This window comes from Streptomyces sp. NPDC030143 (genome assembly GCF_055573695.1).
In genome coordinates this window covers 25,965-51,357 of record NZ_JBVIAY010000016.1, presented here as the reverse complement: position 1 = coordinate 51,357, position 25,393 = coordinate 25,965, and the positions used below count along the sequence as shown (strand labels likewise).

The 25,393-nt window shown below is 73.2% G+C and carries 20 protein-coding genes; 3 read left to right on the top strand and 17 right to left on the bottom strand.

Features of this window, described 5'->3' with window-relative positions; translation table 11 throughout:
• Positions 1-112: 112 nt before the first annotated feature.
• The 4 genes from ilvN to ACZ4YY_RS25400 form a co-directional block, all read right to left on the bottom strand.
• A complete protein-coding gene (gene ilvN / locus ACZ4YY_RS25415) occupies positions 113-637 on the bottom strand; it encodes an acetolactate synthase small subunit (RefSeq protein WP_468294467.1) in 525 nt (174 codons plus the stop codon).
• Positions 638-656: 19 nt separating this feature from the next.
• Positions 657-2,504, bottom strand: a complete 1,848-nt coding sequence (locus ACZ4YY_RS25410; RefSeq protein WP_468294464.1) for an acetolactate synthase large subunit — start codon at positions 2,502-2,504, stop codon at positions 657-659.
• 231 nt (positions 2,505-2,735) lie between these two features.
• A complete protein-coding gene (locus tag ACZ4YY_RS25405) occupies positions 2,736-5,738 on the bottom strand; it encodes a putative bifunctional diguanylate cyclase/phosphodiesterase (protein WP_468294461.1) in 3,003 nt (1,000 codons plus the stop codon).
• A 407-nt stretch (positions 5,739-6,145) separates the two neighbouring features.
• Positions 6,146-7,111, bottom strand: a complete 966-nt coding sequence (locus ACZ4YY_RS25400) for a 2-hydroxyacid dehydrogenase (RefSeq protein WP_468294458.1) — start codon at positions 7,109-7,111, stop codon at positions 6,146-6,148.
• Positions 7,112-7,185: 74 nt separating this feature from the next.
• On the opposite strand from ACZ4YY_RS25400, the gene ACZ4YY_RS25395 reads away from it, so the two are divergent.
• Positions 7,186-8,184, top strand: a complete 999-nt coding sequence (locus tag ACZ4YY_RS25395) for an aldo/keto reductase (protein WP_468294455.1) — start codon at positions 7,186-7,188, stop codon at positions 8,182-8,184.
• 268 nt (positions 8,185-8,452) lie between these two features.
• Positions 8,453-9,595, top strand: a complete 1,143-nt coding sequence (locus ACZ4YY_RS25390) for a PQQ-dependent sugar dehydrogenase (RefSeq protein ID WP_468294452.1) — start codon at positions 8,453-8,455, stop codon at positions 9,593-9,595.
• 9 nt (positions 9,596-9,604) lie between these two features.
• On the opposite strand, the gene ACZ4YY_RS25385 is transcribed toward ACZ4YY_RS25390, so the two are convergent.
• From ACZ4YY_RS25385 to ACZ4YY_RS25330, 12 genes are all read right to left on the bottom strand, one after another.
• Positions 9,605-9,835 (bottom strand): DUF6191 domain-containing protein, encoded by a 231-nt coding sequence (locus ACZ4YY_RS25385; RefSeq protein ID WP_468294858.1) that lies wholly within the window; start codon positions 9,833-9,835, stop codon positions 9,605-9,607.
• Positions 9,836-9,879: 44 nt separating this feature from the next.
• The gene (locus ACZ4YY_RS25380) at positions 9,880-12,924 is read right to left on the bottom strand and encodes a helix-turn-helix transcriptional regulator (RefSeq protein WP_468294449.1); all 3,045 of its coding nucleotides are present in this window, start codon (positions 12,922-12,924) and stop codon (positions 9,880-9,882) included.
• A 476-nt stretch (positions 12,925-13,400) separates the two neighbouring features.
• Positions 13,401-13,613, bottom strand: a complete 213-nt coding sequence (locus ACZ4YY_RS25375; protein ID WP_468294446.1) for a hypothetical protein — start codon at positions 13,611-13,613, stop codon at positions 13,401-13,403.
• Positions 13,614-13,900: 287 nt separating this feature from the next.
• Positions 13,901-14,476 carry a hypothetical protein gene (locus ACZ4YY_RS25370; protein ID WP_468294444.1) on the bottom strand — a complete coding sequence of 192 codons (576 nt, stop codon included), beginning with the start codon at positions 14,474-14,476 and terminating at the stop codon, positions 13,901-13,903.
• 35 nt (positions 14,477-14,511) lie between these two features.
• Entirely contained in the window at positions 14,512-15,084 is a 573-nt protein-coding gene (locus ACZ4YY_RS25365; protein ID WP_468294441.1) for a GNAT family N-acetyltransferase, read from the bottom strand.
• Positions 15,062-17,296 (bottom strand): MMPL family transporter, encoded by a 2,235-nt coding sequence (locus tag ACZ4YY_RS25360; RefSeq protein WP_468294438.1) that lies wholly within the window; start codon positions 17,294-17,296, stop codon positions 15,062-15,064. Before ACZ4YY_RS25360 ends, ACZ4YY_RS25365 begins: the two co-directional genes overlap by 23 nt.
• 195 nt (positions 17,297-17,491) lie before the next feature.
• Complete coding sequence (locus tag ACZ4YY_RS25355; protein WP_468294435.1) at positions 17,492-17,860, bottom strand: hypothetical protein; 369 nt, start codon at positions 17,858-17,860, stop codon at positions 17,492-17,494.
• Positions 17,861-18,296: 436 nt separating this feature from the next.
• On the bottom strand, positions 18,297-19,811 hold the full coding sequence (gene gatB, locus ACZ4YY_RS25350) for an Asp-tRNA(Asn)/Glu-tRNA(Gln) amidotransferase subunit GatB (RefSeq protein ID WP_468294433.1): 1,515 nt from the start codon (positions 19,809-19,811) through the stop codon (positions 18,297-18,299).
• Between the two features lie 15 nt (positions 19,812-19,826).
• On the bottom strand, positions 19,827-20,066 hold the full coding sequence (locus tag ACZ4YY_RS25345) for a hypothetical protein (protein ID WP_468294430.1): 240 nt from the start codon (positions 20,064-20,066) through the stop codon (positions 19,827-19,829).
• Positions 20,063-21,556, bottom strand: coding sequence for an Asp-tRNA(Asn)/Glu-tRNA(Gln) amidotransferase subunit GatA (gene gatA, locus ACZ4YY_RS25340; RefSeq protein WP_468294426.1), 1,494 nt, complete (start codon positions 21,554-21,556; stop codon positions 20,063-20,065). Before gatA ends, ACZ4YY_RS25345 begins: the two co-directional genes overlap by 4 nt.
• 5 nt (positions 21,557-21,561) lie before the next feature.
• Positions 21,562-21,858: an Asp-tRNA(Asn)/Glu-tRNA(Gln) amidotransferase subunit GatC gene (gene gatC, locus ACZ4YY_RS25335; RefSeq protein ID WP_018531282.1), complete on the bottom strand. Its 297-nt coding sequence runs from the start codon at positions 21,856-21,858 to the stop codon at positions 21,562-21,564.
• A 138-nt stretch (positions 21,859-21,996) separates the two neighbouring features.
• Entirely contained in the window at positions 21,997-22,368 is a 372-nt protein-coding gene (locus ACZ4YY_RS25330) for a DUF4267 domain-containing protein (RefSeq protein ID WP_468294423.1), read from the bottom strand.
• Positions 22,369-22,462: 94 nt separating this feature from the next.
• Here ACZ4YY_RS25330 and ACZ4YY_RS25325 point away from each other — a divergent pair, with 94 nt between their 5' ends.
• Entirely contained in the window at positions 22,463-23,047 is a 585-nt protein-coding gene (locus tag ACZ4YY_RS25325) for a TetR/AcrR family transcriptional regulator (protein ID WP_468294420.1), read from the top strand.
• Positions 23,048-23,079: 32 nt separating this feature from the next.
• Here ACZ4YY_RS25325 and ACZ4YY_RS25320 read toward each other — a convergent pair whose 3' ends face one another.
• Positions 23,080-25,338, bottom strand: a complete 2,259-nt coding sequence (locus tag ACZ4YY_RS25320) for a putative bifunctional diguanylate cyclase/phosphodiesterase (protein WP_468294417.1) — start codon at positions 25,336-25,338, stop codon at positions 23,080-23,082.
• Positions 25,339-25,393: the final 55 nt, after the last annotated feature.

Here is a 25,393-nt window from a genome sequence, read left to right as displayed (position 1 = left end):
TTCTCTCCTTGAGTGCAGGTGTTGCGTCCCACCGTATGACGGCGGGGGGACGGGAAGTTTCGGGGTCTCGGCATACGGGCGGCCGGTGTCCCCCGACCGCCCTAATCCGTCGTTACGCCGATCGGTCCAGGGCGCGCAGCGACCGGTCCGTGATCGAACGGGCACCGCGGCCGATCGCGATCGTGCCGGACTGGACCAACTCCTTGATGCCGTACGGTTCCAGCATCTTGAGCATGGCGGACAGCTTGTCGCTGCTCCCGGTGGCCTCGATGGTCACGGCCTCCGGGGAGACGTCCACGGTCTTCGCGCGGAACAGCTGGACGATCTCGACGATCTGGGAGCGCGTCTCGTTGTCGGCGCGCACCTTCACCAGAACGAGTTCGCGCTGCACCGCCTGCGACGGCTCCAGCTCGACGATCTTCAACACGTTGACCAGCTTGTTGAGCTGCTTGGTGACCTGCTCCAGCGGCAGTTCCTCCACGCCCACGACGATGGTGATGCGGGAGATGTCGGGGTGCTCGGTGACGCCGACCGCGAGGGAGTCGATGTTGAAGCCGCGGCGGGAGAACAGGGCGGCGATCCGGGCGAGGATGCCCGGGGTGTTCTCCACCAGGACGGAGAGCGTGTGCTTGGACATGTCTCTTGGTCTCTCTCGCTCAGTCGTCTTCGTTGTCGCCGAAGTCGGGGCGGACGTCCCGGGCGGCCATGATCTCGTCGTTGGAGGTGCCGGCGGCGACCATCGGCCACACCATCGCGTCCTCGTGGACGACGAAGTCGACGACGACCGGGCGGTCGTTGATCGAGTTGGCCTCCTCGATGACCTTGTCGAGGTCGGCCGGGTCCTCGCAGCGGATCGCGTAGCAGCCCATGGCCTCCGACAGCTTCACGAAGTCGGGGACGCGGGTGCCGCGGGCCTCGGGGTTGACGTCCTCGGGGCCGGAGTGCAGCACCGTGTTGGAGTACCGCTGGTTGTAGAAGAGGGTCTGCCACTGGCGGACCATGCCCAGCGCGCCGTTGTTGATGACCGCGACCTTGATCGGGATGTTGTTCAGGGCGCAGGTGGTGAGTTCCTGGTTGGTCATCTGGAAGCAGCCGTCGCCGTCGATCGCCCAGACGGTCTTCGACGGGGCTCCCGCCTTCGCGCCCATCGCGGCCGGGACCGCGTAGCCCATCGTCCCCGCGCCGCCGGAGTTCAGCCAGGTGGCGGGCTTCTCGTACCGGATGAAGTGCGCGGCCCACATCTGGTGCTGGCCGACGCCCGCCGCGAAGATCGTGCCCTCGGGCGCGAGCTGCCCGATCCGCTCGATGACCTGCTGCGGGGAGAGCGAGCCGTCCTCGGGCTGGTCGTAGCCGAGCGGGTAGCTGTCGCGCCAGCGGCTGAGGTCCTTCCACCAGGCGCTGTAGTCGCCCTGGTTGCCCTCGCTGTGCTCGCGCTGCACGGCCTGGATCAGGTCGGCGATGACCTCGCGGGCGTCACCGACGATCGGCACGTCGGCGGCGCGGTTCTTGCCGATCTCCGCCGGGTCGATGTCCGCGTGGACGATCTTGGCGTACGGGGCGAAGCTGTCCAGCTTGCCGGTGACGCGGTCGTCGAAGCGGGCGCCGAGGGCGACGATCAAGTCGGCCTTCTGCAGACCGGTGACGGCGGCCACGGAACCGTGCATGCCGGGCATGCCCAGGTGCTGCGGGTGGCTGTCGGGGAACGCTCCCAGCGCCATCAGGGTGGTGGTGACGGGCGCGCCGGTCAGCTCGGCGAGGACCTTCAGCTCGGCGGTGGCGCCGGCCTTCAGGACGCCGCCGCCGACGTAGAGGATCGGCCGCCGGGCGGCGGTGATCAGCTTGGCGGCCTCGCGGATCTGCTTGGCGTGCGGCTTGGTCACCGGGCGGTAACCGGGCAGGTCCATGGTGGGCGGCCAGGAGAACGTCGTCCGTGCCTGGAGGGCGTCCTTGGCGATGTCGACCAGGACCGGGCCGGGGCGGCCGGTGGAGGCGATGTGGAAGGCCTGCGCGATGATCCGCGGGATGTCCTCGGCCTTGGTGACGAGGAAGTTGTGCTTGGTGATCGGCATGGTGATGCCGACGATGTCCGCCTCCTGGAAGGCGTCCGTGCCGATCGCCGAGGAGGCGACCTGGCCGGTGATCGCGACCATCGGCACGGAGTCCATGTGGGCGTCGGCGATCGGCGTGACCAGGTTGGTGGCGCCGGGGCCGGAGGTCGCCATGCAGACGCCGACCTTGCCGGTGGCCTGGGCGTAGCCGGTGGCCGCGTGGCCGGCGCCCTGCTCGTGGCGGACCAGGACGTGGCGCACCCGGGTCGAGTCCATCAGCGGGTCGTAGGCGGGCAGGATCGCACCGCCGGGAATGCCGAATACCGTGTCGGCGCCGACCTCCTCGAGAGAGCGGATGAGGGACTGCGCACCCGTGACGTGCTCGACGGTGGCGGAGTGTCCTCCGGATCGGGGCCGCGGCTGCGGGTGATGGGCCCCGGTGGCCTGCTCGGTCATCGGCATTCTCTTCTCGATGCTGAGGGTTTTTGCGTGTTTTGTACGGAGTGCGACTGCTGCCTGTGCAACAAAAAACCCCTCGTGCCAAAAGGCAAGCGAGGGGAGCGCGCCGGGTGGGGTCGCTGGGAGTTCCGGGTGTCCGGAGCGTCACCAGCTTCAGCCGACGCGCTGTCCAAGTACGAGAATTCGGGTGCGCATGGCATTGACCCTCCCCCCGGCGCGCACCGACTGTCAAGTGGGTGGGACAGGCGTCTCATTATGTGAGCGCAGGGACGTCCCGCCGCCGACGACGGTGGTCACTCCCCCGGTGTACACGCCCGCGCCCCCGCCGGCGAACGCCGGTTCGGCCGGCCCGTGCGGCATCGGGTACGGGCCGCGGCCGAGCGCCCGGCGCAGCCGGTACTCGTCGAGCGCCCCGGAGAACGCCATGCCCTGCCCGTGCGTGCAGCCCATCGCCCGCAGAGCCACCACCTGCTCGGGCAGGTCGACGCCCTCCGCCACGGACTGCAGCCCGAGATCGCCGGCGATCCTCAGCAGCCCGCTGGTGATCTTGTGCAGACGGGCGGACTCGACGACGCCCTCGACCAGACCGCGGTCGAGTTTCAGTATGTCGACCGGGAGCCGGCGCAGGGTCGTTATGGCCACACAGCCGCCACCGAAACCGTCGAGGGCGATCCGCACCCCGAGCCGCTTGAGCGCGCCCAGGCGGCGCTCCAGCTCGTCCAGCGGCACCTTGTGGTCTATGTCGGACAGCTCGACGACCAGCGACCCGGACGGCAGACCGTGCCGGGTGAGCAGGGCCTCCACCGACCCCGGCGGCATCGACCGGTCCAGCAGCCGCCGGGCGCCGACCCGGACGACGACCGGTACGGTCAGCCCGCTCACGGCCCGGTCGGCGGCCTGTGCGACGGCTTCCTGAAGCATCCAGCGGCCCAGCTCGGCGGTCCTGTCGCCGTCTTCCGCGACCCGCAGGAACTCCGCGGGAGTGAAGAGCACTCCCTGGGAGGAACGCCAGCGCGCCTCGGCGGCGACCGACGAGATCCGGCCGTCCTCCAGCCGCACCACGGGCTGGTGCAGCAGCGCGAACTCCCCGTCGTGCAGGGCGGCCCGCAGCCGCGTCGCCAACTCCGCCTTCCGTACGACGTCCTGCTGCATCTGCGGCTTGTACAGCTCGACCCGGCCCTTGCCGCCCGCCTTGGCGCGGTACATGGCGAGGTCGGCGTTGCGCAGCAGCTCGCCGGTGCCGAGGCCGGGTTCGGCGAAGGCGACACCGATCGACGCGGCGACCCTGACGTCGTTGCCGTCGATCAGGTACGGCTGGGAGAGCGTGACCCTGAGGCGGTCGGCGAGCTCCAGGATGTGACGTTCGCGGGCGGAGCGGTCACGGGTGGTGTCGCCGACGATCAGGGCGGCGAACTCGTCGCCGCCGAGCCGGGAGGCGGTGTCCCCTTGCCGGACCGACTCCTGGAGCCGGCGCGCGGCCTGGACGAGCAGTTCGTCGCCGGCCTGGTGGCCGATGGTGTCGTTGACCGCCTTGAAGCCGTCGAGGTCGATGAAGAGGACGGCCGTGTTGCGCAGGGCGGTGCCGCGGTCGGAGCTGCGGCGGCCGGAGAGGGCCTGCTGGACGCGCCGGGTGAACAGGGCGCGGTTGGGCAGGTCGGTGAGCGGGTCGTGTTCGGCGTTGTGCTGGAGCTGCGCCTGCAGCCGCACGCGTTCGGTCACGTCCCGGCTGTTGAAGATGAGGCCGCCGTGGTGGCGGTTGACGGTGGACTCGACGTTGAGCCAGCCGCCGTCGCCGGAGCGGAAACGGCACTCGATGCGGGTGGTGGGTTCCTGCTGGGGGCTGGCGGCGAGGAAGCGGCGCACCTCGTGCACCACGCAGCCCAGGTCCTCCGGGTGGATGAGATGGGCCAGTTCCGTGCCCACCAGTTCCTCCGCGGGCCGCCCGTAGACGCCGGCGGCGGCCGGGGAGACGTAGCGCAGGATGCCGCTGGGCGCGGCGATCATGATGACGTCGCTGGAGCCCTGCACCAGGGAGCGGAAGTGGTTCTCCTTCTGCGCCAGTTCCTGGGTGAGGGTGATGTTGTCGAGCAGCATGATGCCCTGGCGCACCACGAGGGCGAGCACGACGGCGCCGCCGGTCAGCAGGACCACCCGGTCGACGCTGCGGCCGTTGAGGACGTTGTAGAGGATGCCCAGGGTGCAGACGGCGGCGGCGAGGTAGGGCGTGAGGGCGGCGAGGGAGCCGGTGATGGGCCGGGTGCCCGGGTAGCGGCCGGGATCGCCCCCGGCGGGGGCCGGCTGCACCGGGGGGTGGCCGCCGGGACGCTGGCCGGGCACGTGCTCGTGCACCACGCGCGAGCGGCCCTCGCCCGCGCCGCCGCGCCGGCGGGAGGCGGCCCAGGGGGCATAGGCGAGGAGCAGGGAACCCGCGAACCAGCCCGCGTCCAGGAGCTGGCCGGAGCGGTAGTTGTTGTGCAGCAGCGGGGAGGTGAACAGGGCGTCGCACATCACGGTGAGCGCGAGGGCGCCGACGGCGGTGTTGACCGCCGTGCGGTTGACCCACGAGCGGCGGAAGTGCAGCACCAGCACCATGCTCACCAGGGCGATGTCCAGCAGCGGGTACGCCAGGGTCAGCGCCGCGTGCGCCACGCTCGGTCCGTCGAACTTCGCGGCCTGGGCGAGCGCGAGGCTCCAGGCCAGGGTGAGCAGGGAGCCGGCGATCAGCCAGGCGTCCAGCGCCAGGCAGACCCAGCCGGCCTTGGTCACGGGCCGGGCGGCGAGCACCAGCAGTCCGACGATCGCGGGCGGTGCGAAGCACAGGAAGAACAGGTCGGCGTAGCTGGGGCTGGGCACGGGCCGGTTCAGGACGACCTCGTACCACCCCCAGACCAGGTTGCCCAGGGCGGCCATCGCCGAGGAGAGGGCGAACAGCAGCCAGGCGGGGCGGAAGCGGACGCGGCGGATGCGCGCGTAGAGGAAGCAGGAGACCGCGGCGGCGCCCGCGGCCGCGGCGAGTCCGAAGTCACCCATGATGAGGGCGAGTTGGTCGGATCCCCAGCCGAGCGCGGAACCGACGGCGTAGGCCGCGCACACGACGGCCAGCAGCAACTGGTGGACCGCGCCCGGCGCCCAGCGGCCGCAGACCGGCGGCCGGACCGGCGGGGCCCCCGCCGAGGGCTGCGACCGCAGCCGTCCGTCGAGGAGGGTCGTGGAGGTCGGCGGCGAGGTCACCGGGGCCTCCCGCTCCGCACCGCCGGCTCCCGCGGGCCCCGGGGCGCCGGCTGCGCCTGCCTGCCGCGAGCGCTGGTCCTGCGCCGCTGATGCCTGTGCCGCGCCCCGGGAGTGGGGCCACCGCGTGTGCGCGTGGCCGTGCAACAGGGCCGTCGGCGGCGGCTCCGCCGCGTCGGATCGTTCGTCCATAGGCCGTGCATCGCCCGTCGCCCCCCTCACAGTCTGAAATGTCCGTCCCCGGCGCCGAACGGTGCGCGGCGCAGCCCCTGTCGGGACGATACACCAGTCTCGTCACTCAGGGACATAGTTCCTCTACGCTCAGTGACGACCAGCGGCAACGCGCGTACGGACCGCGTCCAAGGGACTGCGGAGGGTGCCCGTACCGGATCACACGTGTGCCGTGCCCGTCACGCCTCGTCGGTGGCGCCCGTCGTAAGGATCACGTTGCGCAGGGGTTCCCGGTTCACGAAACGGGTCAACTGGTCCGCCAGCAGGCGCTTGGCGCGCGGCAGGAACGCGGACGTGGGGCCGCCGACGTGCGGGCTGATCAGGACGCCCGGTGCCTGCCACAGGGGGTGGCCCGGGGGCAGCGGTTCGGGGTCGACGACGTCCAGGGCCGCCGTGATGCGGCCCGTCTCCAGCTCCGCCAGCAGCGCCTTGGTGTCGACGACACCTCCCCGCGCGACGTTGACCAGCAGCGCGCCGTCCTTCATGCGGGCGAGGAACTCGGCGTTCACCAGGCCGCGCGTGCTCTCGGTGAGGGGCGTGGAGAGGATCACGACGTCCGCCTCGGGCAGGAGGGCGGGCAGGTCGGTGAGTGGGTGCACCGGGCCGCGCTCCGTGGTGCGCCGGGAGCGCGCGACGCGCGCCACCCGCGCGACCTCGAACGGCACGAGCCGGTCCTCGATGGCTGCGCCGATGGCGCCGTAGCCGACGACGAGCACGTTCCTGTCGGCGAGCGCCGGGCGGAACCCGCCCTGCCAGTGCTCCCGTTCCTGGGCGCGCACGAAGTCGGGGATGCCGCGCAGGGCGGCCAGGGTCAGGGTGAGCGCGAGCTCTGCGGTGCTCGCCTCGTGCACCCCGCGCGCGTTGCACAGCGGCACGCCGGACGGGAGGGACGGCAGCACGGCGGTGATGTCGTCGACGCCCGCCGTGAGGGTCTGGATGAGCCGCAGGTTCGGCATGCGCTCCAGCGGCCTGACCTTGACCTGCTGGCGCTTCATGTACGGCACGACGTACACGGCGCAGTCGGCGGGGTCGCCCGGGAACTCCTGGCGCCCGTCCGCACCCCCGTCCCAGTGCACGTAGTTCAGCCCCTCGGGGAGCCCCTGGATCTCGTCCGGCGGGATGGGAAGCCACGCGTCAGCAGTCATGCTCCGGAGGCTATGTCAGGCGCGCGCGTGCGCAGAGGTTAGGTTGGGGGCCGGTAAAGGGAGGTTCGCGGCAGGTGGAGCGCAGGACGATCGGCGCGGGGGCGCTCTCGGTGGGGGCTGTCGGTCTCGGGTGCATGCCGATGAGCTGGGGCTACAGCGGGTCGCGACGGCGGGGCGAGGCCTCGCTGCGGGCCGTGCACCGGGCACTGGACCTGGGCGTCTCCCTGCTGGACACCGCCGACATGTACGGCCCGTTCACCAACGAGCTGCTGGTGGGGCGGGCGCTGAAGGAGCGGCGCCAGGACGCGTTCGTGTCGACGAAGGTCGGCCTGCTGGTGGGCGAACAGCACATCGTGGCCAACGGCCGGCCGGGATACGTCAGGCGGGCCTGCGACGCCTCGTTGAGGCGGTTGCAGACGGACGTCATCGACCTCTACCAACTGCACCGTGCCGACCCCGAGGTGCCGGTGGAGGAGACCTGGGGGGCGATGGCGGAGCTGGTCCGGGCGGGCAAGGTGCGGGCGCTGGGGCTGTGCGCGGTGGGTGTGCGGGGCGGCCGGCGCTCGGGCGGACGGCTGTACGACGCGACGATCCGGCAGTTGCAGCGGGTGCAGCAGGTGTTCCCGGTGAGCGCGGTGGAGGCGGAGCTGTCGGTGTGGTCGCCGGAAGCCCTGGAGACGCTGCTGCCCTGGTGCGCGCAGCGCGGCGTCGGTTTCCTGGCGGCGATGCCGCTCGGCAACGGCTTCCTCAGCGGCACGCTGACGCCGGGCGAGGGCTTCGAGCCGGACGACATGCGCGCCCGGCACCCCCGTTTCACCGCCGAGATGATGGCCGCGAACCAGCCGATCGTCGCCGGCCTGCGCCGCGTGGCCGCACGCCACGGCGAGCACGTGACGGCCGCGCAGGTGGCCCTGGCCTGGGTGCTGGCGCAGGGGCCCCACGTCGTCCCGGTGCCGGGCGCCAAACAGGAGCGGTGGGTGACCGAGAACGCGGCGGCGGCCGGTCTGCGCCTGACGCGACGGGACCTGGCCGAGGTGGCGACGCTGCCGGCGGCGCAGGGGTCGTGGGACTGATGGTCCGAACAAGCGCCGCGGACGCCCGGACCGACCGCGGCCGCTCGGCGCCGGACCGCGGACGCCCGGCGCCGGTGGGCCAGGGGGTGTTTCGAAAGTCCCGCACAGCACCCACGGCGCCCGGAGAGACCGGCGCCGGTGGCCGACGGCGCTCGGGAGTCGGTTTTCGCTGATCGGGAACTCGGGCGGCGCGAGCGGTGTAAGACAGGGAGAACCTGCCGTGGGAACCCGCTCCGTCGAAGGGACCAAGATCGTGCAAAGTCGAGCAGTGACGGCCGTGCTGGCCGCGAGTGCCCTCCTGTGGGCGGCCGGCTGTTCCTCCGGCGCCGGGGGATCCCCGAACCGGGCGAGCCCGTCCCCGAGCCCCACGGCGACGCAGTCCTCCCCGGCGCGCCCGGGGGAGGAGGCTCCGCCCGCGAAGGGCACGGTCACGGTGGTGCGCACGGTCGCCCAGGGTCTGAACTCGCCCTGGGGTCTCGCCCCGCTCCCGGACGGCGGTCTGCTGGTGGCCTCCCGCGACGAGGGGACGATCGTCCGGGTCGACGACAGGACGGGGCGGACGACCGAGCTGGGCGAGGTCCCGGGCGTCTCCGCGGCCGGAGAGGGCGGGCTGCTGGGCATCGCCCTCTCCCCCGACTACGCCTCGGACCGCATGGTCTACGCCTACTTCACCTCGGTCTCCGACAACCGCGTCGTGCGCATGCTGTACGACCCGCGGCGCCCCGTCGGCGACCAGCTCGGCGCACCCGACACGGTGTTCAAGGGCATTCCCAAGGGTTTCGTCCACAACGGCGGCCGGATCGCCTTCGGCCCGGACCGCATGCTGTACGTCGGGACGGGCGAGAGCGGGCAGGAGGGCCTGTCGCAGGACAAGGAGTCCCTGGGCGGCAAGATCCTGCGCCTGACCCCCGAGGGCGATCCGGCCCCGGGCAACCCCTTCCCCGATTCCCCGGTGTACTCCTACGGCCACCGCAATGTGCAGGGCCTCGCCTGGGACTCCGAGCAGCGTCTGTTCGCCGCGGAGTTCGGCCAGGACACCTGGGACGAGCTGAACGCGATCACGCCGGGCGGCAACTACGGCTGGCCGGAGGCCGAGGGCGAGTCGTCGGACGCTCGCTACCGCAACCCGATAGCCCAGTGGGGCACCGACCAGGCGTCGCCCAGCGGCATCGCCCATGCCGGGGGTTCGATCTGGATGGCGGGTCTGCGGGGCAAGCGCCTGTGGCGCGTCCCGCTGAAGGGCACGGAGGCGTCCGCGGCCCCCCAGGCGTTCCTGGAGGGCGAGTACGGCCGGCTGCGCACGGTGGTGGCGGCGGGGGGCGACCGGCTGTGGGTGACCACCAGCAACACGGACGGCCGGGCCACGCCGAAGGAGGGCGACGACCGGATCCTGGAGTTGCGGGTCAGCTGAGGCCGCTCCTCACAGTCCGGGGTCGTCCCGCTCGTCGTCCTGCCGGGAAGCCTGCTCGGAGTCCGGCCCGGGAGCCTCCTCGGGCCGGGCCGTGGGGGTGCGGACGACGACCTTGCCGGAGCTGAGGTCTATCGGCCCGCGCCCGGGGTCGCCGTCGCCGACGTCCTCCCGGGTCAGTTCCAGGCGGTTCTGTTCGTCACGGGTGTGTTTGCGTCCGGGTGCGAACAGTTCCTCGAACATGTTGAACACGACGCCTCCCCTGGCGGTTCCTGACAGCGTACGCCTCAGCCTGCGGGCGGCGCCTGGAGCGCCTCCGGGAACAGTCCGAGCCGATGGGCGACCGCCGCGGCCTCGCCCCGGCCGGAGACGGCGAGCTTGGCCAGGATGCGGGAGACGTGGACGCTCGCGGTCTTGGGCGAGATGAAGAGTTCCTCGGCGATCTGGCGGTTGGTGCGGCCGACGGAGACCAGGCGCAGCACGTCGCGTTCCCGTCCGGTCAGCCCGAGGGCCGCGGCGGGGTCGGCAGGGGCGGACGGCTGCTGCCGTGCGGCGGGCCGGAGGGCGAGGCGGGCGCGCCGGGCGAGCGCGGTGACGGCGTCGGTCAGCGGACGGGCCCCGAGGTGGACGGCGACGGCGTGGGAGAGGCGCAGCAGCTCGGCGGCGCTGTCGCGCTCGTCGTCGCCGCCCGCGAGCAGCGCCTCGGCCAGGCGGAGGCGGACCCGGGCGAGGTCGTACGGGCGCTCCAGCGCCTCGAAGGCGGTGACGGCCTCGGACCAGTCGGCCGCGGCGGGGCGGCCCTCGGCGCGCAGCAGCTCGGCGCGCAGCCAGGTGGCGTGGGCGTGCCACACGGGGACGGCGGTGGTGAGCCGTTCGGCGGCGGCGCGGACGCGGGCGAGCACCGGGCCGCGGCCGTCGTCGTCGGCGGCGGACGGGACGCGGGCGTCGCCCTCGACGGCGACGGCGGTGACGAGCAGGGGCCAGGCGTAACGCTGGGTGCCGGGCGGGAAACCGCGGTCGAGGACGGGTGCGAGGTGCGCTCTCGCGTCGGGCAGGCGGCCCTCGGCGCCGGCGAGCGCGACGGCGATGCGGGTCAGCGGCAGATCGTGCTGGGGGGCGTGGTCGTGGGAGGCGAAGAAGCCCCGCGCCGCCGTCAGGTGGGCGGAGGCCTCGGCGAGGTCGCCGCGCAGGAGGGCGAGTTCGGCGCGGCGCGTGGCGTGGCCGCCCCGGGCCGCCATGCCCTGCCCGGCCCGGCCGGCGGCCACGACGGCCCGCTCCGCCTCGCCCCACCGCCCCAGGGCGAGCAGGGACTCCGCGTGGTTGATCCGCACCCAAGCCTCGGCGTCGGGCAGTCCGTGCCGTCCGGCGAAGGCGGCGCCCTCCTCCAGGACCGGCAGGGCCTCCAGGGAGCGTCCGACCGCCTCGAGTTCGGAGGGGAGGTTGATGTACGCGCTCAGCGCGACGGAGGGGACGTCCTCGGCGAGCGCCCGTTCCTTGACGCGGTGCAGCTCCGTGAGGCCGGCCTCGACGTGTCCGGCCTCGACCATGAGGACGCCGAGGATCTGGCGGGCGTCGAGCTCGGTCCGGCGGGCGCCGACCATGCGGGCGTACTCCACGGCGCGCTCGGCGGCGGCGTAGGCGTCGGGTCCCGGGTCGTGCACCAGGGACCAGCCGGCCGCGTGGGTGAGGATCTCGGCGTGCACCTCGCCGGGCGGCAGGCCCCGCACCAGCTCCTGGGCGGTGGCCAGCTCCTCCCGTCCGCTGCCGCGGCCCAGGGCGAACACCAGCCGCGAGCGCTGCACCCAGAACCAGGCCGCGCGCAACGGATCGTCCCCGTCCTCAAGGAGGCGCAGGGCGCGTTTGGTGATCGTCAGGGCGCGTTCGCGTTCCCCGCAGCGGCGGCCCGCGACGGCGGCCTCGGCCATGAGGTCGAGGAAGCGCAGGGGTGTGGTGGCCCGGTCGCGGCCGCAGGACGGTCCGGCCTCGGTGTGCTCGAGGAGGCTCAGTCCGGCCCGGACGTCCTCGGGGGCGGCGTCCCAGAGTTCCATCGCGCGTTCCAGGAGGCGCAGCTGCTCGCCGTAGGCGTGGCGGGAGCGGGCGGCGACGGAGGCGTCGAGGACGGCGGGGAGGGCCCGCGCCGGATCCTGGGCCCGGTACCAGTAGCCGGCCAGCCGCGTGACGCGCTCGTCGGCGGGGACGATCGTCGGGTCGGCCTGGAGTGCCTCGGCGTAACGGCGGTTGAGGCGGGAGCGCTCGCCGGGCAGCAGGTCGTCGGCGACGGCCTCGCGGACCAGGGAGTGGCGGAAGCGGTAGCCGTCGCCGGCGGGAGCGGGGAGCAGCAGGTGGGCGCCGACCGCCGCGCGCAGCGCCTCGATCAGGTCGTCCTCGGCGAGCCCGGCGACGGCGGCCAGCAGCCGGTACTCGACTCGCGAGCCGCCCTCGGCGACGACGCGGGCGACCCTCTGGGCGCTCTCGGGCAGCGCCTCGACGCGGACGAGCAGCAGGTCGCGCAGGGAGTCGGTGAGTCCGGTGGGGCAGCCCTCGGCCGCGGCGACGGCGAGTTCCTCGACGAAGAAGGCGTTGCCGTCGGAGCGTCGGAAGATCTCGTCGACCTGGGCGGGGTCGGGTTCACGGGCGAGGATGCCGGCGATCTGGCGGCCGACCTCCTCCCGCGTGAGACGGGCGAGGTCGACACGGCGGACGGTGCGCAGCCGGTCAAGTTCGGCGAGCAGGGGGCGCAGCGGGTGACGGCGGTGGATGTCGTCGGAGCGGTAGGTGGCGAGCACGACGAGCCGGCCGGTGCGCAGGGTGCGCAGCAGGTAGGACAGGAGGTGGCGGGTGGAGGCGTCGGCCCAGTGCAGGTCCTCCAGGGCGAGGACGACGGTACGGTCGGCGGCGACGCGTTCCAGGAGGCGGGCGGTGAGTTCGAGGAGACGGGCCATGCCCTCCTCGTCGGGCCGGCCGACGCCGGTCTCACCGAACTCGGGCAGCAGACGGGCGAGTTCGCCTTCCTGGCCGGCCACCGCGGCGGCCAGCACGTCGGGCAGTGCCTGCCGCAGGGCGCGCAGGGCGGTGGAGAACGGCGCGAACGGCAGCCCGTCGGCACCGATCTCGACACATCCCCCGACGGCGACGACGGCCCCCCGGCGGGACGCGGCGCCGGCGAACTCCTCGACGAGCCTGGTCTTGCCGATCCCGGCCTCACCGGCGATCAGCACCGCCTGCGGGGTTCCCGCACCGGCCCGGTACAGCGCCTCGTCCAGGACGCCCAACTCGTCGTCCCGCCCGACGAACACGGGACTGATGGCCCTGCTCTCCACGGCCCCGAGCATCGCACAACGCTCCGACGGCCCCCCGGCGGACGTCGACGCGGGCGGGCCCGGGCGGCGGACCGCCGGCGGGCGGACGGCACCGGCGGCACCGGCCGGGCGGCCCGCGACGCCGGCCTCGCCGGCCACCGCTGTCAGAGGGTCGGCAGCGGCGGACACCACTGCCAGAGGGCCGGGCGCGCCCGCAGGCACGGCGGTCGGCACGGCGGCAGGCACCGGCCCCGCGTCCGCCACACGGGCCGCCCCCGTCCCACGGCCCGGCACCCCGGCCCGCACGGTCTCGGGGCCGCGCGTCCCGGTCGGCGCGGTCGGGGAGGCGGGCCCGGGAGCCGTCGGGATCTCGGGATCCGTCACCGGCGGCGGGCCGGGCACGGCGGCCGTCGGCCGCGAGGCGGGTCCCCGTGCGGTGTCGAAGCGCGGCGGCCGGCGGGCGGTGGGGCGGCCGTCCTCCGTGCCGGCGCCGTGGCGGAAGCCGGCGGTCACGCGGTGCGGGTGTGTCGGAGCCGGCGGGAGCGGCGGGTATGCGGCTCGCCGCCGGTGGTCGTGCCGTCCGCAGCGGTGCGGGCCGTGCGTTCGGCGGTCTCGCGTCGGGCGGCGCGGCGGCTGCGGACGGCCTCGCGGGCCAGACGCTCGTCCTCGGCCCGGCGGATGAGGTCGGCGGTGCGGGCCTGAAGGAGTTCGTACTCGAACATGGTGGGTGTCCCTCGGTGGAGTCGGGTGCCGCGGTCTCGGTCGAGCACCGCGATGACTCCACCCTCGTCCGCCAGGGGGGTCCGCCACATCGGGAGAGTTCCGCATCTTCGGCGACGCGGGGGGCCTTAGACGCGCGTGAGGGGCCTCAGGCCGGCCGTAAGGTGCTTACGGCCGGCCTGAGGCCCCTCCTCCGGAACCTCGGGGCCCCGCGGGGGCCCAGGGGTCCTTGCACTGTGAGCGCCCGATCAGACCGCGCGGCCCTGGCGGGCACGGTGCACGGACCCCATCAGCCCGCGGACGGCAGTCCGAGCAGCGCGTCGGTGTACTTCAGGACGGCCAGGAGCAGTCCGATCACGCCGAGCGTGATGCCCGCCCAGGCGACCGACCTGATCCATCCCGCCTGCGGCCGGCCGGGCGCGCCGAAGGCGGGACGGGCCAGCACGACGACACCGACGATCAGCGCGGTCAGCGCGAACAGGCCGGCCCACAGGGCGGTGGTCTGCCAGGCGTCGCCGTAGACCGCCTGGATCTGCTGGGCGACGTTCGCGCTGGTCGAGGTCTCCAGTTGGCCGACGAGGGTCTCGCGGGCCGAGGCGACGGTGCCGACCCAGCTGCCGGTGAGGGAGACCAGGCCCAGCGCGGCGGAGACGACGGCACCGGCGCCCTGCCCCACGCCGGTGGGGCCGTTGCGTCCGTCCGTGCCGCCCTCGGACTCGCCCACCTCGTCGGTGGCGTCGTCGTGGGCGTCGTGGGCGTCGTTCGCTTCGGTCACGGCGGTGTCCGTCGTCTCGTCGTCGTGCTTCGTCCCGGTGGCCTCGGCGCCTGCTGCGCCGCCGGCCTCGTCAACAGTCTTGGTTCCCATGCCTCGCACCGTACGGACGCTCTCTGAGAGGTCTCTTAATGATCGTCGGCGGCACGCGCGCGGGCGGCGCGCCACTCGGGGGCCAGCACGGACCACACTTCGAGGTCGTGCCGCACCCCACCATAGGGGTGGGCCTGCCGGCGCACACCATCGCGGGTCATGCCGAGCCGTCGCGCGACGTTCAGGCTGGGCACGTTGCCGGCGGCGGCGATCCACTCGACGCGGTGGATCCCGCGCCGCTCGACGGCGAAGTCGATCAGCACCCGCATCGCGCGCGTGACCAGCCCGCGCCCGGTGCCGGCGGGTTCCAGCCAGCAGCCGACCTCGCAGTTGCCCTGCGCGGCGTCGAAGTTGAGGAAGAGCACCCCGCCGACGAGTTCGCCGTCCAGCCACAGGCCGTGCAGGGAACCGGTGTCGGCGGCGCGCATGTCGGCGTACCGCTGGAGCACCTGGCGCGCGGAGGCGGTGTCCGTGGCGTTGGCGCCGAAGCCGACGAAGCGGTTGATGAACTCCCGCCCCCGCTCCAGGTGCGCGAGGAACTCCTCGGCGTGCCAGGGTTCCAGGGGACGCAGTTCGGCTCCGTCGTCACCCAGTGGTATCGCGTACATCCGGCTGCCGCTCCTTCGCGAGCTCGAGTTCCTCCACGATCTCCGCGAGCCTCTCATGGGCGGCACGGGCCTCGGGCGGCTCGATGCTGATCCGGGGCAGCCGGCGGTCCAGCCAGCCCGGCAGCCACCAGTTGGCGCCGCCCAGCAGGTGCATCAGGGCCGGCACCAGCAGCGTGCGGAGCACGAACGCGTCGAGGGCGACGGCGGCGGCCAGCGCGATGCCGAACATGGCGATGACGCGGTCGCCGCTGAGGACGAAGGCGAGGAAGACCGAGATCATGATGACCGCGGCGGAGTTGATCACCCGGCTGGTCTCGGCGAGGCCCACACGGACGGCCCGCCGGTTGTCACCGGTCTCCAGCCACTCCTCGTACATCCGGCTGACCAGGAACACCTGGTAGTCCATGGAGAGCCCGAAGAGGACCGAGACCATGATCACGGGGAGGAAGGGTTCGATCGGTCCCGCGCGGCCCAGACCGAGCGGTTCGCTCCCCCAGCCCCACTGGAAGACCGCGACGACGACCCCGAAGGCGGCGGCGACGGCGGCGACGTTCATCGCGGCGGCCTTGAGGGGGATGCCGACGGACCGGAAGGCGAGCAGGAGCAGCACACAGCCCAGGCCGACGACGACGCCGACGAACAGCGGCAGCTTGCCGACGATGACCGCGGCGAAGTCGTCGTAGCCGGCCGTCACCCCGCCGACCTGCACGTCGAGCGAGGTGCCGGCCTCGGCGCGCGGCAGCACCTCGGCGCGCAGCCGGTCGACGAGGTCGCTGGTGCGCCGCGACTGCGGCGAGGACTCGGGGACGACGGTGAGGAGGGCGGTGTCGCCGCCCGCGCTGTACGTCACGGGCGTGACCGCGGCCACGCCCTCGGTGGTGCGCAGGGTGGCGTCGAGGTTGTCGAGGGCGAGGCGGTCCTCGGCGCCGCCGACGCGGGTCAGCAGGGTCAGGGGGCCGTTGAGGCCTGCGCCGAACCCGTCGGCCAGCAGGTCGTAGGCCTGGCGGGTGGTGCTGGAGGCGGGGCCGTTGCCCTGGTCGGAGGTGCCGAGGCGCAGTCCGAGCGTGGGCAGGGCCAGGACGGTGATGACGGCGAGGGCGACGGCGCCGAGCAGCTTGGGGTGGCGCTCGACGAAGGCGGACCAGCGGGCGGCGAGGCCGGTGGGCAGCTCCGGCTCGGGCCCGTGCGCGGCGAGGCGGCGCCGCTCCCGGCGGCTGAGGGCGCGCGGGCCGATGAGGGAGAGCAGGGCGGGCAGCAGGGTCACGGAGGCCGCGACCGTCAGGACGACGGTCAGCGAGGCGGCGATCGCGACGCCGTTGAGGAAGTCCAGGCGCAGGATCAGCATCCCGAGCAGGGCTATGCAAACCGTGGCACCCGCGAAGACCACCGCGCGTCCCGTGGTCGCCACGGCGCTCACGGCCGCGTCGGCGAGCGGCAGCCCCCGTTTCAGGCCGCGCCGGTGCCGGGTGACGACGAACAGGGCGTAGTCGATGCCGACGCCGAGTCCGATGAGCATGCCGAGCATGGGCGCGAAGTCGGCGACGCTCATGGCGTGTCCGAGCAGCACGATCCCGGCGTACGCGGTGCCCACGCCGACCAGGGCGGTGGCGATGGGCAGCAGGGAGGCGGCGAGTGAGCCGAAGGCGAGGAACAGCACGACCGCGGCGACGGCCACGCCGACGACTTCCGCGAGGTGCCCGCCGGAGGACTCGGTGAGCGCGATGGCGCTGCCGCCCAGCTCGACCCGGAGCCCGTCGGTCTCGGCCGACCCGGCGGTCTCGACGACGGCCAGGGCCACACCGCGGTCGATGTCCTCGGCCCGCTCCTCGAAGGTGACGGTGGCGTAGGCGGTGTGCCCGTCGCGGCTGATCCGCGCGTCGCCCCCGTCGGCGTAGGGGCTGGTCACGGACGCCACGCCGGGCAGGGCGGCGATCCGCTCCAGGGTGCGGGTCATGGTCTGTTCGACGTCTGCGGCGCGGACGGTGCCCGAGGCGGTGTGCCAGACGACCGTGTCGCTGTCGCCGGCCAGGTTCGGGAAGCCGTCGGCCAGCAGCCGGGTGGCACGGACCGACTCGGTGCCGGGGACGTCGTAGTCGTTGGAGTACGCGGAGCCGGCGAGCAGGGCGGCCGTGGCCGTGCCGCCGAGGGTCAGGAGCCAGAGCAGGACCGCGACGAGGCGATGCCGGACACACCACTGCGCAAGGGCTGCCACGAACGTGCTCCCGGAGTCGATTGTGGATCTTTGGCCGGGAACAGTCGTGCCTGAACTGAACAGCCCGCAAAGAACGCATGAGCGATGCGACGCCACTCTGTCAGGCGAATGTGATCGTTTGCCGCCTTCGTGGGCTTCTTCACAGGAATGGGAGGCAGATCACAGGACAATAACAGTGCGTCTGTCGGAGACCCGTCAGTCCGACTGGTCGCCGAAGGCCATCACCATCACGCCGGCGATGAGCAGCCACAGGGCCCGCCGGGTACGGCCGCGGGAGCCGAGGAGCGCGGCCAGCGCGCAGACGGCGGCGCCGAGGGCGTAGGCCGCGGGGACGAGCGCGGGGGCGGAGCCGGTGAGGCGCAGGAGTGCCGCGGCGAGGCCGGCCAGGGTGAGCAGGGCGCCGGTAGCGGTGGCCGTCCACCGGGCTCGCCGCGCCTCGTGCCGCGGGTCGCCGTCCCCCTCGTCCTCCTCCCCGTCCTCGACCTCTTCCGCCTCTTCGGCCTCTGCGGCTTTCATGACCTCCTCCGGCTTTCCGGATATCTCGGAATCACTGCGTCCGTTCATGGCGGGCGAGCGTAGCGCGTCGCGCCGGGCAGGCCGGTACGGGGTGCTTCTCTGCGGCCGCGCCGACCAGGCTGCTCAGGGGTCCTTGCACGGTGAGCGCCTGATCCGGCGCTCACCGTGCAAGGACCCCTCAGGCCCGGCGGGCGGAGCGGGGCCGTCGTCCCGGCGCCGCGCGAGGAGATCGACGGCGTCGAGCCGCCGGAGCACCTCGTGCCGTGCTGGGAGCGGGAACGGGGCTTCTGGGCGCTCCACTCCCCCGGCCGGCGGCGGCGTCACCGGACCACTGGGCTACGTCCGCTTCGTGGGACGCCGTCCCCGAGAGCTCGGGACGGGGAGCCCGGCTCGCGGCGTCCCCTTTCGTCCGGAGCTCTGACAGCACGCGCCCGGGGGGTGCATCGCGAGCGATGCACCCCCCGGGGGCTCGTCCGGGCCGGGGTCAGCCCTCGCTGACGCCCAGCTTCTCCAGGATCAGTTCCTTCACGCGGGCCGCGTCGGCCTGACCGCGGGTCGCCTTCATGACCGCGCCGACCAGGGCGCCGGCCGCGGCCACCTTGCCGCCGCGGATCTTGTCGGCGATGCCCGGGTTGCCGGCGATGGCCTCGTCGACGGCCGTGCCCAGCGCCGAGTCGTCGGAGACGACCTTCAGCCCGCGCCGGTCGACCACCTCGTCGGGGGTGCCCTCGCCCGCGAGGACGCCCTCGATGACCTGACGGGCCAGCTTGTCGTTCAGATCGCCGGCCGCGACCAGCTGGGCCACCCGGGCGACCTGCTCGGGCGTGATCGCCAGCTCGTCGAGCGCTTTGCCCGACTCGTTGGCGCTGCGCGCGAGTTCGCCCATCCACCACTTGCGGGCGGAGGCCGCGTCGGCACCGGCGTCGATGGTGGCGACGATCGGGTCCAGCGCGCCGGCGTTGAGGATCGCCTGCATGTCGGTGGTCGAGATGCCCCACTCCTGCAGGAGGCGGGTGCGGCGGACCAGCGGCAGCTCGGGCAGCCCGCCGCGGATCGTGTCGACCCACTCGCGCGAGGGGGCGACCGGCACCAGGTCGGGCTCCGGGAAGTACCGGTAGTCCTCGGCCTCCTCCTTCACGCGGCCCGAGGTCGTCGACCCGGTGTCCTCGTGGAAGTGGCGGGTCTCCTGCACGATCGTGCCGCCGGACGACAGCACGGCCGCGTGCCGCTGGATCTCGAAACGGGCCGCGCGCTCCACGGACCGCAGCGAGTTGACGTTCTTCGTCTCGGAGCGGGTGCCGAACTTCTCGCTGCCCTTGGGCATCAGCGAGAGGTTCACGTCGCAGCGCATCTGGCCCATCTCCATGCGGGCCTCGGAGACGCCCAGGGCCCGGATGACCTCGCGCAGCTCCCGCACGTAGGCCCGCGCGACCTCGGGGGCACGCTCCCCGGCACCGACGATCGGCTTGGTGACGATCTCGATGAGCGGGATGCCGGCGCGGTTGTAGTCGAGCAGGGAGTGGGACGCGCCGTGGATACGGCCGGTGGCGCCGCCGACGTGCGTCGACTTGCCGGTGTCCTCCTCCATGTGGGCGCGCTCGATCTCCACGCGGAAGACCTCGCCGTCCTCCAGTTGCACGTCGAGGTAGCCGTTGAAGGCGATCGGCTCGTCGTACTGGGAGGTCTGGAAGTTCTTCGGCATGTCCGGATAAAAGTAGTTCTTCCGGGCGAAACGGCACCACTCGGCGATCTCGCAGTTGAGCGCGAGACCGATCCTGATCGCGGACTCGACGCCGGTCGCGTTGACGACCGGCAGCGCGCCGGGCAGGCCGAGGCAGACGGGGCAGGTCTGGGTGTTCGGCTCGGCGCCCAGCGCGGTCGAACAGCCGCAGAACATCTTGGTCTTGGTGCCGAGTTCGACATGGACCTCGAGGCCCATGACGGGGTCGTACGACGCCAGCGCGTCCTCGTACGACACCAGGTCGGTCGTGGTGGTCACGGTGAAACTTCCCTCTCAGCCCAGCAGGACGTCGTCGTCGCCCAGCCGCTTCAGCTCGCGGTAGAGAATGGCCAGGTTGGTGACGACGGCCGCGCCGGTCACGACGGCGTCGAGCAGCCGCAGCGTGTCGTTGTCGGTCCGGGCCTTCTTGATCTGCTTGACGACACCGAGCACGCCGAACGCCGACGTGGCCATCGACACGTACACGCCGGACTTGGACTTCTTGAAGCCTTTGGCCTTGGACAGTGCGCTCACAGCGACGGAGCCTCCTCGAGAAGCGGGTGCCCCCACCTTTCCACGAAGGCGGCCTCGACGGCGGCGCCGACCTTGTACAGCCGCTCGTCCTTCAGCGCCGGGGCGATGATCTGCAGGCCGACCGGGAGGTTGTCCTCGGGTGCGAGGCCGCAGGGCAGCGACATGGCCGCGTTGCCCGCCAGGTTGGTCGGGATGGTGCACAGGTCGGCCAGGTACATCGCCATCGGGTCGTCGGCGCGCTCACCGATCGGGAAGGCCGTGGTGGGGGTCGTGGGGGACACGATCACGTCCACCTGCTCGAAGGCCTTCTCGAAGTCGCGTGTGATGAGCGTGCGGACCTTCTGGGCGGAGCCGTAGTAGGCGTCGTAGTAGCCGGAGCTCAGCGCGTAGGTGCCGAGCATGATGCGGCGCTTGACCTCGGGGCCGAAGCCCGCCTCACGGGTGAGGGAGGTGACCTCCTCGGCCGAATGGCCGCCGTCGTCGCCGGTGCGCAGGCCGTAGCGCAGGCCGTCGAAGCGGGCGAGGTTGGAGGAGCACTCGCTCGGCGCGATGAGGTAGTACGCCGACAGGGCGAGGTCGAAGGACGGACAGTCCAGCTCGACGATCTCCGCGCCCAGCTCCTTCAGCAGGGCGACGGACTCGTCGAAGCGCTGGAGAACGCCGGCCTGGTAGCCCTCGCCGCGGAACTGCTTGACGACGCCGACGCGCATGCCGGCGACGCTGCCGTTGCGGGCGGCCTCGACGACCGGCGGGACCGGGGCGTCGATGGAGGTGGAGTCGAGCGGGTCGTGTCCGGCGATGACCTCGTGCAGCAGCGCCGCGTCCAGGACCGTACGGGCGCAGGGGCCGCCCTGGTCGAGGGAGGAGGAGAAGGCGACCATGCCGTACCGCGACACCGCGCCGTAGGTGGGCTTGACGCCGACCGTGCCGGTGACGGCGGCCGGCTGGCGGATGGAGCCGCCGGTGTCGGTGCCGATGGCCAGGGGGGCCTGGTGGGAGGCGAGGGCGGCGGAGGAACCGCCGCCGGAACCACCGGGGATGCGGGTGAGGTCCCAGGGGTTGCCGGTCGGCCCGTAGGCGCTGTTCTCGGTGGAGGACCCCATGGCGAACTCGTCCATGTTGGTCTTGCCGAGGATGACGACGTCGGCGGCCTTCAGCTTCTTGGTGAGGGTCGCGTCGTACGGCGGGATCCAGCCCTCGAGGATCTTCGAGCCGACGGTGGTCGGGATGCCCTCGGTGGTGAAGATGTCCTTCAGCGCGAGGGGGACGCCGGCCAGCGGGCCGAGCGTCTCGCCGCGCTCGCGCTTGGCGTCCACGGCCCGGGCCTGGGCCAGGGCGCCCTCGCGGTCGACGTGCAGGAAGGCGTGCACCTTCTCGTCGACGGCCTCGATCCGGGCGAGGTGCGCCTCGGTGACCTCGACGGCCGTGAGTTCGCCCGAGGCGATCTTCGCGGCGATCTCGGCGGCGGTGAGCTTGATGATGTCCGTCATGACGGTTAGTCCTCCCCCAGGATCTGCGGCACCTTGAAACGCTGCTGTTCCTGGGCCGGGGCGCCGGAGAGCGCCTGCTCGGGGGTGAGCGAGGGACGGACCTCGTCCGCCCGCATGACGTTGGTCAGCGGGAGCGGGTGCGAGGTCGGCGGTACGTCTTGGTCGGCGACCTCGCTGACGCGGGCGACCGCGCCGATGATGTCGTCCAGCTGTCCCGCGAAGTGGTCGAGCTCTTCGGGCTTCAGCTCCAGACGCGCCAGCCGGGCGAGGTGGGCGACCTCCTCGCGCGTGATGCCAGGCATGCAGCGTTCCTCTGGGGTGAGTGAGTGTGGTGTGGGCCCAATCCTAGGGTGCGGCGGCCCGTGACCGTGAAACGGTTTGCCACTGCCGGGCGTCGGCGCCGCCCCCGAGCGCGACGCGCCGCGCGCGAAGCGAACCGCTCAGACGGCGAAGAGCAGCCCGGCGCTGAGCAGGACGACGACGGCCGTGGCGAAGTGGACCCCGAAGGCCACGGCCCGGGTGCCGCCGTGGCGCAGCACGATCGCGGTGTCGACGAACGGCACGATCGCGACGCACAGCATGAACCAGGCCTCGGCGCGGGCGCCGACGAAGACGAGCAGGGCGAGGCCGAGGACGCCGAAGGCGGTGTCCCTCAGGCCCTTGATCGCGAGGTAGGCCCCGGCGTCCCCGGTGGGCTCGGCCGGGACGCCGTAGCCCGCGGCGGAGGGCCGGGGCCTGAGCAGGAACCGGGCTCCGATGTACAGGATGAACAGGTCGAGCACGACGGCCAGGGTGTACGCGGTCACGGTCATGGTGGATCCCCCTCCGCGGATGCTAGCGGCGCTAGCTGTTGTAGCGAAGCTAACAGATCAGTGAAAGAATGGCTAGCGTTGCTAGCATGGGGTCATGTCGATCCACACGCGCCGCGAGCGCGAACGAGCGGAGCGCGAGCGACTGATCGTCAGGGCCGCGCGGGAGCTGCTGGAGACCGAGGGCTGGGACGCCGTCACCACCCGCCGGCTCGCGGCGGAGATCGAGTACAGCCAGCCCGTCCTGTACAGCCACTTCAAGGGCAAGGCCGCGATCATGGCGGCCGTCGCGGTGGAGGGCTGCGCGGAACTGGCGGCCGAGCTGCGCGAGGCGCGGGCGGGGGCGAGGGGCGTCCGGGAGGCCCTGGCGTCGGTGGGACAGGCGTACACCGCCTTCGCGCGGCGCCGGCCGGCGCTCTACGACGTGCTGTTCACCCACACCGTCGATCTGCCGTTCGCCACGCCCGAGGCGCCGGCGGCCCTGCGCGAGGCGTTCGGCGAACTGCTGTCAGCCGTGGCGCCCGTGGCGACGGCGGACGAGGACCCCGGGCTGCTGACGGAGACGTACTGGGCCGGGCTGCACGGCCTGGTCACGCTGATGCGCAGCGGCCGCCTGCCGGAGCCCGCGCACGAGCGGCGGCTGGAGATGCTGATCCGGCACTTCGCGGCCGGGGCGGGCTGACGGGCGGCGGCCGGCGGTCCCGCCCGCGGGGGTCACTCGTCGGAGGCCGCCGCCGGCAGGGCCGCGGCCGGGCGCTGCCAGCCGCGCGAGCCCCGGGCCCGCAGCCACGCCGTCGTCTCCTCGGGCGGCATCGCGGCCGCGACCAGCCAGCCCTGTACGGCGTCGCAGCCCAGGTCGCGCAGGCGCTCCCACGTCTCGTCGTCCTCGACGCCCTCGGCGACGACGAGGAGACCGAGCGAGTGGGCGAGGTCGACCGTGCAGCGGACGATCTCCGCGTCCTCGGTGTCCACGGCCAGCCGGGCCACGAAGGAGCGGTCGATCTTCAGCTCGCTCACCGGCAGGCGGCGCAGGTGGACGAGCGAGGAGTAGCCGGTGCCGAAGTCGTCGAGGGACATCTTCACGCCGTGTCCGGTGAGCCCGTTCAGGGTGTCGGCGGCACGCTGCGGGTCCTCGAGGAGGACGTGTTCCGTTATCTCCAGCTGGAGGGCTCCCGCCGGGACGCCGTGCCGGGCCAGCCGGGCGGCGACCGAACCGGCGAAGCCGGGGGTGTGCACGTCACGCGGGGAGACGTTCACCGCGACGGGCACGAACAGGCCCTGGGCGCGCCACCGGGCGACCTGCCCGAGCGCCGTCTCCAGCACGTACTCCGTCAGATGGGGCATCAGCCCGGAGGACTCGGCGATCGCTATGAACTCGTCCGGCGGGACCTTGCCCCGCTCCGGGTGCACCCAGCGGACCAGGGCCTCCAGTCCCGCGACCTGTCCGTCGAAACGGACCTTGGGCTGGTAGTGCAGCTGGACCTCGTGCGCGTCGAGCGCGCGTCGCAGGTCGCCGAGCAGGCCGAGTCGGTCCGGGGTGTTGGAGTCGCGCTTGGACTCGTAGACCTCGACGCCCGTGCGGTCGCGTTTGGCCTGGTACATCGCCACGTCCGCCCGGCGCAGCAGGCCCTCCGCGTCGAGCGCGTGGTCGGGGAAGAGGGCGACCCCGGCGCTGGCCTCCAGCACGAGGGTGAGTCCGTCGAGGTCGAGCGGGGAGCCGAGGGCGGCGACGAGACCGCGGGCGACCCGGGTCGCGGAGGTCGTGGAGTCGGCCACGGGAAGTAAGACGGCGAACTCGTCACCGCCGAGCCGCGCCACCTCCGCGCCGCGCGGCAGGGCCAGGCGCAGCCGGTCGGCTATCTGGAGCAGCAGCCGGTCACCGGCCAGATGACCGAGCGTGTCGTTGACCGATCGGAACCGGTCGAGGTCGATCAGCATGAGTGCGGTCCGGGCGCCGATGCGCTCGGCGTCGTCCAGGGCGGTCCAGATGCGCTCGCCGAGCCACTGGCGGTTGGGGAGCCCGGTGAGCGGGTCGCGCAACTGCTCCTCCGCGCGGGCCCGGGCGATCCACAGGGTGGAGTCGAGGGCGATGAGCGGGATGGCGAACAGCGGCAGCATGATCGGCTCGGCCACGGCCACCACGCACACCAGCGGGGCTATGCCGAGCAGGGCGACGGCGACCAGGCCCTGTCTGACCACGGCGGTGCGGGCGACGGTGGGCACGCCCCCGGAGCGGGGCGCGTGCAGATACCACAGCAGAACGCGGGTGACCGCGAGGTAGGCGACGGCGACCAGCACCACCTGGGGCGCGGTGTAGAGCGTCCAGGTGTCGGGCGTCCAGGGCCGCTCGACGGACGGCACCCGCCCGCCCGCCGCCAGCAGCAGCGCTCCGGCGCCGATGCCGAGGACGTCCACAGCGCCGTGCAGGACGCCCTGCCGCCAGCGGTGGCGCCGGGCTGTGCCGACCAGGACGACGACGGTGAGGCTGACCAGGCCGGCGGGCACCCAGCCGTACAGCAGCAGGACGGCGAGGGTGAGGGCGGCGCCGGAGCCGGTGCCGCCCCACCAGCGGGCCCGGCCGAGCATGACCAGGTGGCCGACGATCACACCGGTCAGCACGGCCAGCGACCAGCCGACGGTGCCGGACGGGAAGAGCGCGTGGTTGCCGGTGAAGGCGCGGTAGAAGCCGGCGCCGAGGGCGAATCCGGCCGCCGCGACGACCGCGGCGGGCAACGGGGGCCCGGACAGCTGCCGTTCGGCCTCGGCGTCATGCGCCCCGCGGGCGGGGTCGACGGCGAGCCGGGCGGGAGCGCGCGACTCCACGGAGGTGGGCGAGACGTGCGGGGCGCCGGGGCGCGCCTCCGCGCCCAGGGGTCGCTCCGCCCACACCACCCACCGGCTGCCCCACCACGCGCCGGTGACCCGGCGTCGGCGCAGCCCTGAGTCGGGGGCGGCGCTCTCGGTCGGTTCCATTCCCGTCCCTCTCACAGCCGGCGGTGCCCAGCCACGCGGCCCCGTGCCCGACAGC